A 12,132-nucleotide genomic window follows, 5' to 3' on the forward strand; every position below is an offset into this window, starting at 1 on the left:
CAATATTTTAAGGACTCACGACAAAATCGTGAGTCCTTTTTTGTTTGGCAAATCGGCAGAAATAAGTGCTCGCAGTTATCTTCCTAATAGGTTTGGTGGTTGAAATTATTAATAATTAGTGTGGGATTTAATCGAGAATCATTGCTCTTGATTTAGCTTTTAAGTAGTGTAGCTGGGCTGAATTATCCAACCATCAAATATGCAAGGCAATCGTACGGGCGCGTAAATGAGCATGACAGAAAAAGTAACTGGTATACGTACAGGAAGGATCTCTGAGCTGAATCTACCAGACTCTGGCAAACAATGCCGTCTTCTTGCTGCACTGGCACGTGGTGCCGAAGAGCTTAGTTACGGTAAAGGATGGCCGGATGGAGTTTCTGACCTGATCGCCGACCTTGGGCAGATTACCGGGGGCAACCGCGTTTGGTTGTTTCAGGTTCTGGAACTCAGCGATAAGCATATGCTCATGAATTTCCCATTTGAATGGGTGGATAGCCAGACCAAGGCTCTCAAGAAAAATCCGCGCTACGATACAAAGCACTGGAATTTTGAAACTTGCTCACTTACCTATCGAACTCTGGTTGAAAGCCGCAGGCGTGGAGAATGGCAGACCGCAACCATTAAGGACCTTGATGAATGTGATTTCAAAGATTATCAAGTTGAGCAGGGGGTCCAGTCTACTGTCAGCATACCTGTCTATGTTCAGGGTGAGTGGTGGGGGCTGCTGGGCCTTGATGACTGTACCCGGCCTTATCAGTGGAGCGATGAGGAGATCTCGCTGGTACGCATGACAGCGCATCTTATTTCCAATGCCGTCCTGCGCAACCGCTTAAGTTCCACCAACAGACAGTTCGAAATCTTATCAGCCTTACGGAATCCAGCGCATGGGAATTGGACTTCAGCAGCGGATACTGTTGGTGCAGTTCCAAAATTATCTCCAGCGTCAGTGGCCTCAGTGACAATGTGCACCTGCCGTTGTTGCAGGCTTTGCGGCACATTCATCCTGATGACCGCAGTAAAACCGTTCGCTACCTGCGTAATCAGATAAAATGCGGTGAATTAAATTTCCGCAAGGATCTGCGCATTCTTCGCGATGACGATTATGTTTGGAGTGAAGTTATTGCTAAAATTGCTCTGGACGATGAAGGTCGGCTGAGAAAATTAGCTGGCATAATTATCGATATTCCGGAACGTAAGGAAAAAGAGGAAAAACTTACTCGCGAGGCTACGCTTGATCCGTTAACCGGAATTGCCAATCGTGGATCATTTGACAGCCGTTTCATGCAAATGAAGCAAAGTCTTGAGGATGAAGGTATTGCTTTCAGCCTGCTCCTACTGGACATTGATTACTTCAAAAAAGTCAATGATACATGGGGACATGGAGTTGGCGATCAGGCCCTGAAGCACGTGACACAAATTATGCAGAATACTTTGCGTGAAGGTGATTTTGTTGCCCGTGTTGGTGGTGAGGAATTTGCGATGCTTTTACATTGTGACGCAGCTGAAACCGCTGATCGTATTGCTGAACGAATTCGTTGCAATGTCGAAGGTTCACCGCTTGTCACTTCGGAAGGAACGATTTCACTGACCATTTCCATTGGTATCTTTAATGCTTCAAGAGGGATTGCAGGGCAGTTTTGTGAAACTATGCTTAGTAAAGCTGATGAAGCGCTCTACGAAGCAAAAAGTACCGGACGAAACAAGGTTGTGAGCTACTGACAAGAAATGGTGCTTGCTGCTCAATATTTTAAGAGGTTATGGTGAAAGCCATAGCCTCTTTTTTTGTTAACAGAACTTGGCGAAGTTAGGGGGTTGGTTGTATATTTAATAGTCTGTATCGTTTGGTGTTTGAGGTTTTAAGGATGATTGAAATTTTTCATACAAAGGATGGTTCATGAAACGTTTTCACTATATTCTTCTTGTTCTATTGCTAGTCTCCTCTCTTTCTGCCTGTAAAAAGAATACAGCTTCCGTAACTCCTGAGTTTGTTAAGAGTTACGTTGAAGTAACTGATAGAGAAGAGGCGTTTTATAAAGGGTATTTTCAAGTCGTAGGACAGGGAAATGGCGAATCCAAGTCCATGGCGTTGTTGGCCGCAAGGGCTGTAGCACAGGCACGTTTGGTTGAGATTGTGGAAGGGATTGAAGTTGAACGAAATACACTTGTCAAAGAAGGCAAGGTTCATGGTGATATTATCCGAACCAAGGCTAAGGGGTTTGTGAAGTTTTCTTCCCTTTGTGGGGAACAGTATAATCCTGCTACTGGTAACGCTGAGGTGTGCTTGAGATTGCCTTTGAAAACCGGAAGACTGGGCGATATCGTCGAAGATTTGATCGAAAAGTAAGGAGGATAAATCATGAAAAAAAATGTCCAGATTGTTCTCCTTGGATTCGTGGCGCTATGTCTGGCAGTTCCGGCCCTGGCCGGTGGAGAGAAGCAAATTTCTAAATCATCCGTTCTCATAGAAGCGGAAGGTATGGCTTGCCTAGGGCTTGACCGTACTCGTACTCAGGTGCGCAAACTTGCCTTGGATGATGCAAAACGGACTGCTTCCGAGCGGGTCAGTACCTATGTCTCGCGGGAAACAAGTGTAGATAAGGGAAAGGTCAGTAAGGACCTGATCGATGTGTATTCCCGGGCTACAGTCAAGGTTATTGAAGAACTTGAAAAGGGGTGGACTCAGTCAAAGGATAAGAGCGGCTATCTCGACCAGTGTTATAAAATCAAGATCAAGGCTGAGATCATTCCTGCCGAATCGGTCATGGGAGAGAGTTCTCACCAAAAGTCTATGGATAATCCCCGTGCTCCTTTAACGGTAGAGCTCTGGACAGATAAGGATACTTATGAACTGGGCGACTTCATGAAATTTTATTTCCGTGGCAACAAGCCTTTTTATGCCCGCGCAGTTTATAAAGATGCTGATGGCAATCTCATAGAGGTTACTCCGTCCAGTCGTTTAATCAAATATGATGGCGGTGTCATTTACGAAATTCCCGGTCAGAATGATCGGTTCACCCTCCAGATCACACCTCCGTTAGGTAAAGAGAAGCTTATCCTCTATACCTCCACCAGCCCCATGAACAGCTATCAGGGCCAAAGATCAGGAGCCTTGCTGGTCATTGATAATACAATTTCTGATCTTGGAAGAAAAACACGAGGGCTTGCGGTTCTTAAGGGCAGTAAAAGCAAGGAGAATGTTGCAAAGGCGGAATTTGCGGAAACGCAAGTTGATGTTCTGGTTAAGAAATAATTTTCGCAGACACGCAGAGGTTACGAAGAGTCTCGTAGCCTTTGTCTTTTCTGGGGAAGCGAGCTTTTTTTATTGTCTATTAGCGGACAAGCCTCACCGCTCCCCTATCTCTGGTCATTTCTCTTGGAAGATTGATATTCCAGCGTCTCAGTTCGTAAAGACTGAAGATGAGAGTCCCTTTTTTGGCGATAACAGGTTTTATGTTCTCGATATTTTCTCCATCAAGAATGCGCCGGACCATGATTAGGGCTTCTTCGCCCTGATCCACACCGGAGAGTACATATCCACCAACGGCCCTGTTTTTACCTATGGATACATCCCAGAGTGCAAAGAATGGCAGTGGGGATTCTTTTGCGGACCAGCGCATGACATCGTCACCCTCAACATATTTCCCTGTCTCATCATACAAAGAGAAGTAAATACCTGCGATGATGGCGTCATAGCCTCGCTCAGCAGAAGACTGTACAAGCTGCTGCCATTCCTTGTAATTTTTGACAACTTCAACGTCGACCTTGACATTGCATATTTTAAAGGAACGTTTGTCCTGCAGTGATTCACGAATAAAAGAGCGGGAACTCATACTGTGATCCATGATTACGAGGCAGCGGTTTAATCTCTGGCCCAGAATTTCGCGCAGGAAAACAACGGACCGTTTTACCAGAGGACGTTCCAGAATTCCGGTAACTTTGCTCACTTTAGTTACGTAATCGCGGACATTCCCGTTTACTCCCAGAAATACAACCGGGATTCCCTTGTCAACAAAGTATTGGCCAAAGGATTTAAGAGCAAAGTCATCGGTGAGCACGGCAACATCCGGCAGCTCTTTTTCACAGGCAGCCGTTACTTTTTTTACGTTAAGCGCACTTTGTTCCGGCGTAGTTCTTTTGTAATCGAGGTAATGTGTAGATATATCGGCACGTCCTGCCAATCCGCGTTTCAATGCACCGTTATGCATCCTGACCCAATTGAATTCGCTATGATAACTATTGATGATTGTGACGAGAGATTTGTTTGCTGCAGCACTGCAAAGCAAGATCAGTCCGAAAAGAAAAGCACACAGGAATGGAATTGTTTTCATAATCGCCGGCTCCCCGAGAAATGCAGGATGTTATTTTATGCTTCATAAAAATAACATATTTTTTCGAACGGTGTCCAACAGGCAGTAAAAAACGGCATGCCCTTTATAAAAAAGTAGCTGTAAGAATGAGTTGTTAGAGTGTGGTTGATTTTCTGAGCTGATAACATGTTAAAATAATTAAAAAGTATTCTTTTTAATACTACATCACTTTTTTCTGCCTACTTGCGTATATTATGAGTACAAACTATTTTTTCTCCATAGCAGCCAGAAATAACGGGCTGCCACCAGCTGGTAAATAGGTATAGTAACCATTAAGGAAAATGGAGAATAAAATGGAAGCAATTAAGATGATTAAAGAACGCAGAAGCGTTCGTAAGTACAAGAATGAAAAGGTTGACCGTGAATTCATGAAGGAAATCATTGATATCGCCCGTTGGGCACCTTCATGGGCTAATTTCCAGATTGCCCGTTACACCCTTATTGATGATGAAGAAGTCATTAAGCAGCTTGCAACTGACGGTGTTAAAGGGTTTACCTACAACATCAAGACCCTTGAAAACGCCAAGGGCGTAGCTGTGCTCAGCTTTGTGAAAGGCAAGTCCGGCAAGCTTGATCCTGAGAAAGGTGATTACGTCACTGAAAAGGGCAATGTCTGGGAAGCATTTGATGCCGGTATTGCCTGCCAGACTTTTTGTCTTGCAGCCCATGCAAAGGGCATCGGCACCTGCATATTCGGTGTTATCGATGAAAGCACCATTCCCGGAATCGTCGGTCTGCCAGAAGAAGAGACTGTTGCCGCACTGATCACTTATGGCCTCCCTGATGAAGAGCCTCCGGCAACTCCGCGTAAGGACGTGGATGAGATATTACGTTTTCTGTAATTATCTTTCAGTTATCTTGAAAGGGTGCATGCTTTGTAGGCATGCACCCTTTTTGTGTATGTCGAGTTTTTTAGCGCAGCTCTTTCACAATTTCCTGAAGCTGTTTGGCAAGCTCAGCTACAGTATTGATAGCCGCAACGGATTTACGGATACCCTGAGCAGTTTCAATGGTAATCTGGTTGACCTCGTCGGTGGCTGCGTTGATCTGTTCACTGGCTGCTGATTGTTCCTCAGCTGCTGTGGCGATTGAGGTTACCTGATGTGAGGTGTCAGTTACCACTTCGCTGATTTTGGAGAGCAATTCCCCGGCCTGACAGGTAAGTTCAGTGCTCTTTGATACAGCATCAGCAGTTTCATCCATGGCCTTAATATTTTCTCTGGTGCCTTGTTGGATGCCGATGACTGCATCCGCTACTTCCTTGGTTGCGGTCATGGTTTTTTCTGCCAGCTTACGCACCTCGTCAGCAACAACAGCAAAACCGCGCCCGGCTTCTCCGGCCCGGGCCGCTTCAATTGCGGCATTAAGGGCAAGCAGGTTGGTCTGGTCGGCGATGTCATCAATCACCTGCATGACAGAGCCGATTTCATCCACCTTTTGCCCCAGTACATCCAAACTGCTTTTCATTTCCCCTGAGCGTGTAGACAAATCTCTGGATGAATTTTCAACTTGTTTGATCACGTCCACGCCATTGTCCACCATTGATCTAGCAGAGCCTGCGCCCTCCGCAGCATGGGATGCGTTCTTGGCTACTTCCATTACTGTGGAGTTCATTTGGGTAATGGCGGTTGAAGTTTCTTCAACTCTTTCCGCCTGAATTTCAGTCCCCCGGGATATTTCCGATGCATGGCTTGTCATTTCCTGCACTGCCTCGCCCATAGTGTCCGTGATAGAGGCTACCTCTACAGCAACTTGGGATATTTTTTCAAGAAGTCCGGCGACGCGTTCTTTTTCCGCATGTGCCTGTTCCGTTGCTACGGCTGCTTCTTCTGATTTTGCTATGGCCTGCTGTTCCTTTTGAGCAGCATTGTCCATGCTGGCCTTCAGGTTGCTGACCATAGAGACGATATCTTCGCGCAGGAGTTCAAGTTCTCCATTGAATTTGTGCTTATCACAGGCATCATAATTGCCGTCTGCAACTTCGCGGGAAGCATGTTGCAGCTTATCAAGGGGGCCGATAATACTGCGGATCAGGGAAATTACCCCTCCGATCAGCACCAGTGCCGCAAATAGGGATACAAGCTGGGTGGCCCGGTCAACCATCATTTTGCGTTCAGCACGTTTTTGTATTTCTGTTTTAGCCAGCCCGCTTAATACAGGTTCAAGCTTGTGCGCTGTGGCAGTGAATGACTTCATGCCGTTGGCAATGCTTTGTGCTTTATCCACGTAGGCATGAAAAGATTTGGTGTATATGTCCAAAAGTTTATTTACTGCAGCCTTTCCGTCTTCCGGGATAGAATATGAAGCATCAACTTTGGCATGCATTTTCGCCATGTCTTTGTTGAACTTGCCAAGGTATTTCATGTCGCCACGGATGATGAAATCTTTTTCCCTGCGGCGCAGCATGAGCATAGCGGCAAGTAGTTTATCATCCTGATAAGTATTGATTACTTCTTCGGCTTCGTGAATTGCACTGCGCAGTTTTCCGCGTAACCCGACTTTTTCAGTCAGCCCCATGCTCTGTACTAAGTCTGCCACAGTGAGAAACCTTTTCTGGTACTGTTTGATCAGGTTGATTCCTTCTTCAACCTCACGGCGAGCCTCCGGGTCTTCGGTAAGAAGATATTCAAGTTGTTTAATTGCTTTTTGAGTATTTAATTTGACCCGTTCTACATAATCCATTTTTTTGCGGGCAAGAAAATCTTTTTCCGAGCGTCGGGCTTCAAGGACATATACATCAGCTTCCAGAGCTGCGGTCTTGGCATTTGTAGCCTGCTCAACCATGGTGTCGCCAATTGTATTGATGGCAAACAAAAGACCGAGACTGGCCAGTGCAATAGCCCCCAGTATTCGCAGTTTTAGTTTAATACTCATTTTTAGCTGCATATACTCCCCTTTGTCTTATTAAAGATTTTTAGCTTGATAGTAGCATGTTTTGTGATTTCGAATGTTACGGTACTGTTACGGATTGGAATGGTAAATATGATGAATAAAATTATTGAAATAGTACATGCAATAATCGAAATCACATCTGTTTTTGTGATGGACGTGCAGCCAAATTTTACCAGTTTCATTTCGACATTATTGACATCCCTGTAATGAGAAAGTAAAAATCCCCGAATTTATATGTCGAATGTCGACATTGCGAACTGCCAATTTAGCACAACTAATCAGTCGTTAAAATAAATTGTAGGGGTATATATGACTTTAAGATCCAGAATGATAATTGCTTTTGGGGTTGTCTCGTTACTTATTGCCGCATTGGGGCTTTTTGCCGCTGCCAAGCTTGAAAGTGTCGGAGCCCTGACCGATTCTTTATACAAACGTCCATATGCTGTCAGCACTGCCATGCTGCGTATTGATGTTAATCTGATGCGTATACAGAACGAAATGTCTCAGATCATAACTTCTTATGATAAATTGAGAATCGCCAAACACCGTAAAAATATTGATAAGTTTAATGCTGAGATTCTTGAAGATTTTGAACTTGTTGACGAACGCTCACCTGATGACCGGAGCAAGTTGTCAGGGCTGACCAAGCTGTACAGCCGTATGAGTTCCCTGCAGCAGAATCTTATTGATACCCATGAGAAAGGGGCTTTGCGCAGTGTGATCAAGGCGGAGAGGGCAAAAGAGGCTAAGCTGCACAGTGAACTAGAAGCGGGAATGGAGACATTTATTGCCTCCGCAGAGAAGACTGCAGCAGCCTTTAATACACATGCGGGTGATAGCGTAGCGCAGACAGGTAACATACTGCGGGCGCTGGTTGGAATAGCTTTTGTGTTTTCCATTGTGATTGCGCTCTGGATATTACGCTCCGTTCACTGTGCCCTTGGCAAAGATCCGGCTGAGTTGGAGCAGGTCGTCGCCAAGGTGGCTGAGGGGCATTTTGAGTTTGATAGTGATGACAAAGCCTGTGGGGTCTATCTCAAAGTTCTTAGTCTGGTGGAATCGCTCAAGGGTTTTCAGCGGGATACAGATGAGATCATTACCGCTATTGAAAAGGGTGAGTTGGAACGCAAAGGGGATGCTTCAAAATATACAGGTGGTTTTGCCACTATGATTGAGGGCGTGAATACCTTGGTTACTCTTTATTGCGAGTTGCTTAATTCCCTGCCGGTGGGAGTGCTGACCAGAGGTGGGGACCGGGAAATTCTTTTCTTGAACAAAGCCGGAATGAATATCGCCGGGATTAGTTCTTTTGCGGGCAAACATTGTGATCAAGTGCTGGGGACTGAGGCCTGCCGTGAAGGACGTTGTATTCCTGAAAAATGCATGGACAGCAAGAGCAGGCAGAACTTTGAAACTACAGCGCAGACTTCTTCCGGTTCTTATGAAATTAGCAGTTCAGCATCGGCTATTGTTGACCGCGAAGGAAGGAGCGTCGGAGCCCTTGAAATCCTCATCGACCAGACTGCGATCAAGGCGGTACAGAACAGGATTGTGGAAGTTGCCAATGCTGCTGACCGTATTTCCAACAGCCTTGCCACATCTTCTGAAGAGCTTGCAGCCCAGATTGAGCAGGTCGGCAGGGGGGCGGATATCCAGCAGCAGCGTGTGGGTGAAACCGCTACTGCCATCGAGGAGATGAATGCGACTGTCCTTGAGGTGGCCCGTAATGCTGCTGACGCTACACTTCAGTCTGAGCAGGCGGCGGACAAAGCGCGTGATGGTGCCGGACTTGTCGGCGAGGTTGTTACGTCCATTAATCAGGTCAACGGCATTGCCGGGGAGTTGCAGGGCAACATGCTTGAACTGGGCAAACAGGCAGATTCCATCGGCGGCATCATGACAGTGATCCTTGATATTGCCGACCAGACTAATTTACTGGCTCTTAATGCCGCAATTGAGGCGGCCCGTGCAGGTGAGGCTGGACGCGGATTTGCTGTTGTTGCTGACGAGGTGCGTAAGCTGGCAGAAAAAACCATGACTGCCACCAGTGAAGTAGGCGACAGTATCAAGGCCATCCAGAAATCATCGGAACTTAATATCAGGCAGGTCGAGTCGGCTGTGGAGCAGGTTGCCGCGGCGACAACTCAGGCCAATGAATCAGGTACTGTGCTGGCTGATATTGTGAATGTTTCCAGCGAAAGTTCAGCGCTTATCAGTAGTATTGCGGCAGCTGCTGAGGAGCAGTCCGCCACTTCTGAACAGATTAATTCAGCTGTAGAAGAAGTTAACCGGATTGTGAATGAAACATCAGCCGGAATGATCGAATCTTCCCGTGCTGTGCAGGAACTGAACGGTCTTGCACAGGATTTGCGGGGGATGCTTGAAAGGTTGAATTCTTAATGGAAAAGTGGGGACGGTGCTTTTTGCCACCGTCCCCATTGTTTTTTACTATTCAAAGAATTTCTTTTCCCGTTCACGGATCTCATCCGCGCCGATAAACTTATTGTACTCTGCAAAGTCCATCATGTTTTCCGGGCTGGCAAAGTTTTCTGTTGTTCCTTCTTCCTTGAGGGTTGCGGCCCATTTCTGCACTGCACGGGCTGCTGCGTAGAGTGGGCCGCAGGGGTAGGCTGCAAAGGCATATCCTACATCTTGAAGCTCGTCCTTGGTCAGGAAAGGGGTTCTGCCGCCTTCAATCATATTAGCCATGCTGGGAACTGGAATCTCTGTATTGACCCGGCGCATTTCATCTTTCGAAGTCACCGCTTCAACGAAAACCATGTCCGCTCCGGCTTCAGCGTAAATTTTAGCCCGTCGTATGGCTTCGTCCAGACCGTGGACAGTCCGTGCATCGGTGCGGGCCATGATTACGAAGTCCGGGTTCTTGCGCGCCCAGAGCGCTGCTTTCAGCTTGGGCAGATATTCTTCCACTTCGACTACTGATTTACCGCCCATATGGCCGCATCTTTTGGGGTAAGTCTGGTCTTCTATGAACAGAGCCGCCGCTCCCATTTGTTCCACCTGCTGTACTGTGCGGATTACGTTGTTCACGTCTCCGAATCCGGTATCAATATCAACCATCACCGGAAGCTCTGTTCTGGCAATTAAGTTGGCGTAGTTGGTCAACATTTCACTGGAGCTGATCATACCGATATCCGGCAGGCCCAGTACTGATCCTGAAGTTCCGTACCCGGCAACACAAGTAGCCTTGAACCCGGCCTGCTCAATTGCCAGCAGGGACAGACCGTCATAAGCAACGGGCATCATCAGCAATTCCGGTCCGTTGACCAGTTCTCTAAAAAGGCGGGATTTATTCATACTACCCTCATGTTTTTTGATCATTTAGTTCTGACCGAGTCTGATGGCTGTCTCGGTGAGTTTGTCTGCAAAAGATTCATCCATAATTCCATGCCCGATCAGCAGTCGATACCACATGGCTCCAAAGAGAATATCCACAAGTATATCCAAATCTTGTGTGGAGGAAATTTCATTTGCCTCAACAGCCTGCTCAAGGATGGACTTTAAGATAGCCTGACGCTTTAATACGAAGTTCTCTCTGAATCTGTCTCTGAATGAGTCGTCCTGCTGTGCTAAGGACATGAGGTAGCGGAGATTGGCTCCGTCACCTTCATTTATTGATTCCATGGATTTGTGAAGAAATTGGCGTAGGGAGGTCTGCAAAGATTCATAGGGCGGAATCGGGATTTTATTGTCCGCCTGACTGAGAACCGCTTCCAGAACAATATCTGCCAATGAGGGCCACCAGCGGTATATTGTAGGCTTGCCCACTCCAGCCTTTTGGGCAATAGCCTCGATGGTTAATTTTTTGCCGCCATTTTCATTCAACAGCTCATAGGTTGCATTTAATACGGCTTGCTGAGCTTTTTCACTTCTGGGACGTCCTGCTTTGGTCTTGGTCATGTCTTTCACCTTATTTTAGCTGATGCCGTCTTGTGCCACGCTTGGATAATATTGACAAGTTTATTTTCGTTACGTAACGTAACGAAATAGGGTGAGGCTTAAAACGAAAGAATTAATCAGAGAACGGAGTAGCTTTATGAATATTAACTCATTAAAAATTATTTGTTTTTCTCCTACAGGGACGACTGAACAGGTTGTACAGGCTGTTGCTCGGGGAATTGGCATAAACGATGTTGAGCTGGTCGACATAACCGGACCGGAAGCAAGGTTGCACCCGTTGGTGACGGCAGAGGATGAATTGATAGTAATCGGTGTGCCTGTATATATGGGCCGGGTTCCGGGATTATTGCAGGAATGGTTTACTAAAATTGAGGCAGACGCCAGTCCCGCTGTCTGTGTGGTTGTTTATGGGAACCGCGTCTATGATGATGCCATGCTTGAGCTGAAGGATATAATGCAAAAGCAGGGGGCTGTACCCGTGGCCTGTGCGGCATATATCGGGGAGCATTCTTTTTCCGAAGAGCAGACTCCCACAGCACATGGCCGTCCTGACAGCAGTGACCTGAATCATGCTGAAATGTTTGGAGTCAAGATACGCGAGAAACTGGATTCAATTACTGATCCAGCTGAATCCTGTGTGAAGAATATTCCCGGTGAATTTCCTTACCGTGGCAGCACAGAATTGTGGGATGTAGATTTTATTGCCGTGGATGAGTCCTGTGTTCAATGCGGACTGTGCACTGAAATCTGCCCGACAGGTGCTGTTGATGCTAAGAACAGTTCACTTATTGATCAGGTCAAATGTATCACCTGTTGTGCCTGTATCAAGAAATGTCCCCAACAGGCCCGGACAATGAAAGACAGTCCGGTAAAAGATGCCCGGGTGAGGCTGAATAAGCTTTTTGCTGAACCCAAGGAACCGGAGTGTTACTTGTAGAATGTCTTTAGGGTA

At 46.4% G+C, this 12,132-nt stretch carries 11 protein-coding genes; 7 read left to right on the forward strand and 4 right to left on the reverse strand.

What is annotated here, in order from left to right; all coding sequences use genetic code 11:
* The first annotated feature begins 226 nt into the window (after nt 1–226).
* From ACO05Z_RS03725 to ACO05Z_RS03740, 4 genes are all read left to right on the forward strand, one after another.
* On the forward strand, nt 227–1,048 hold the full coding sequence (locus ACO05Z_RS03725) for a GAF domain-containing protein (protein WP_421900631.1): 822 nt from the start codon (nt 227–229) through the stop codon (nt 1,046–1,048).
* The gene (locus ACO05Z_RS03730) at nt 988–1,719 is read left to right on the forward strand and encodes a GGDEF domain-containing protein (RefSeq protein ID WP_421900633.1); all 732 of its coding nucleotides are present in this window, start codon (nt 988–990) and stop codon (nt 1,717–1,719) included. The genes ACO05Z_RS03725 and ACO05Z_RS03730 overlap by 61 nt, the downstream gene beginning before the upstream one ends.
* Before the next feature lie 175 nt (nt 1,720–1,894).
* Entirely contained in the window at nt 1,895–2,344 is a 450-nt protein-coding gene (locus ACO05Z_RS03735; protein ID WP_421900635.1) for a hypothetical protein, read from the forward strand.
* 12 nt (nt 2,345–2,356) lie between these two features.
* Nucleotides 2,357–3,250: a DUF4384 domain-containing protein gene (locus tag ACO05Z_RS03740; RefSeq protein WP_421900637.1), complete on the forward strand. Its 894-nt coding sequence runs from the start codon at nt 2,357–2,359 to the stop codon at nt 3,248–3,250.
* A 79-nt stretch (nt 3,251–3,329) separates the two neighbouring features.
* Here ACO05Z_RS03740 and ACO05Z_RS03745 read toward each other — a convergent pair whose 3' ends face one another.
* A complete protein-coding gene (locus ACO05Z_RS03745; RefSeq protein WP_421900639.1) occupies nt 3,330–4,328 on the reverse strand; it encodes an ABC transporter substrate-binding protein in 999 nt (332 codons plus the stop codon).
* Between the two features lie 332 nt (nt 4,329–4,660).
* Here ACO05Z_RS03745 and ACO05Z_RS03750 point away from each other — a divergent pair, with 332 nt between their 5' ends.
* Complete coding sequence (locus ACO05Z_RS03750) at nt 4,661–5,209, forward strand: nitroreductase family protein (RefSeq protein WP_421900641.1); 549 nt, start codon at nt 4,661–4,663, stop codon at nt 5,207–5,209.
* Between the two features lie 70 nt (nt 5,210–5,279).
* Here ACO05Z_RS03750 and ACO05Z_RS03755 read toward each other — a convergent pair whose 3' ends face one another.
* The gene (locus tag ACO05Z_RS03755; RefSeq protein ID WP_421900643.1) at nt 5,280–7,241 is read right to left on the reverse strand and encodes a methyl-accepting chemotaxis protein; all 1,962 of its coding nucleotides are present in this window, start codon (nt 7,239–7,241) and stop codon (nt 5,280–5,282) included.
* 327 nt (nt 7,242–7,568) lie between these two features.
* Here ACO05Z_RS03755 and ACO05Z_RS03760 point away from each other — a divergent pair, with 327 nt between their 5' ends.
* Nucleotides 7,569–9,659, forward strand: a complete 2,091-nt coding sequence (locus ACO05Z_RS03760) for a methyl-accepting chemotaxis protein (RefSeq protein ID WP_421900645.1) — start codon at nt 7,569–7,571, stop codon at nt 9,657–9,659.
* Between the two features lie 48 nt (nt 9,660–9,707).
* Here the strand turns inward: ACO05Z_RS03760 and ACO05Z_RS03765 are convergent, their stop codons facing one another.
* Together ACO05Z_RS03765 and ACO05Z_RS03770 are read right to left on the reverse strand one after the other, a co-directional pair.
* Nucleotides 9,708–10,577: an isocitrate lyase/PEP mutase family protein gene (locus tag ACO05Z_RS03765; RefSeq protein ID WP_421900647.1), complete on the reverse strand. Its 870-nt coding sequence runs from the start codon at nt 10,575–10,577 to the stop codon at nt 9,708–9,710.
* A 24-nt stretch (nt 10,578–10,601) separates the two neighbouring features.
* Nucleotides 10,602–11,180 carry a TetR/AcrR family transcriptional regulator gene (locus ACO05Z_RS03770; RefSeq protein ID WP_421900649.1) on the reverse strand — a complete coding sequence of 193 codons (579 nt, stop codon included), beginning with the start codon at nt 11,178–11,180 and terminating at the stop codon, nt 10,602–10,604.
* 136 nt (nt 11,181–11,316) lie between these two features.
* Here ACO05Z_RS03770 and ACO05Z_RS03775 point away from each other — a divergent pair, with 136 nt between their 5' ends.
* Complete coding sequence (locus ACO05Z_RS03775) at nt 11,317–12,117, forward strand: EFR1 family ferrodoxin (protein ID WP_421900651.1); 801 nt, start codon at nt 11,317–11,319, stop codon at nt 12,115–12,117.
* Nucleotides 12,118–12,132 lie beyond the last annotated feature (15 nt).

The sequence above is a fragment of the Maridesulfovibrio sp. genome (genome assembly GCF_965230075.1).
In the GTDB taxonomy this organism is placed as follows: Bacteria; Desulfobacterota; Desulfovibrionia; order Desulfovibrionales; family Desulfovibrionaceae; genus Maridesulfovibrio.

Excerpts from the sequence above, each read along its gene's own strand:
- ACO05Z_RS03725 (WP_421900631.1), top strand. The coding sequence starts at position 227 with ATGAGCATGACAGAAAAAGTAACTGGTATACGTACAGGAAGGATCTCT.
- ACO05Z_RS03735 (WP_421900635.1), top strand. The coding sequence starts at position 1,895 with ATGAAACGTTTTCACTATATTCTTCTTGTTCTATTGCTAGTCTCCTCT.
- ACO05Z_RS03740 (WP_421900637.1), top strand. The coding sequence starts at position 2,357 with ATGAAAAAAAATGTCCAGATTGTTCTCCTTGGATTCGTGGCGCTATGT.
- ACO05Z_RS03745 (WP_421900639.1), bottom strand. The coding sequence starts at position 4,328 with ATGAAAACAATTCCATTCCTGTGTGCTTTTCTTTTCGGACTGATCTTG.
- ACO05Z_RS03750 (WP_421900641.1), top strand. The coding sequence starts at position 4,661 with ATGGAAGCAATTAAGATGATTAAAGAACGCAGAAGCGTTCGTAAGTAC.
- ACO05Z_RS03755 (WP_421900643.1), bottom strand. The coding sequence starts at position 7,241 with ATGAGTATTAAACTAAAACTGCGAATACTGGGGGCTATTGCACTGGCC.
- ACO05Z_RS03760 (WP_421900645.1), top strand. The coding sequence starts at position 7,569 with ATGACTTTAAGATCCAGAATGATAATTGCTTTTGGGGTTGTCTCGTTA.
- ACO05Z_RS03765 (WP_421900647.1), bottom strand. The coding sequence starts at position 10,577 with ATGAATAAATCCCGCCTTTTTAGAGAACTGGTCAACGGACCGGAATTG.
- ACO05Z_RS03770 (WP_421900649.1), bottom strand. The coding sequence starts at position 11,180 with ATGACCAAGACCAAAGCAGGACGTCCCAGAAGTGAAAAAGCTCAGCAA.
- ACO05Z_RS03775 (WP_421900651.1), top strand. The coding sequence starts at position 11,317 with ATGAATATTAACTCATTAAAAATTATTTGTTTTTCTCCTACAGGGACG.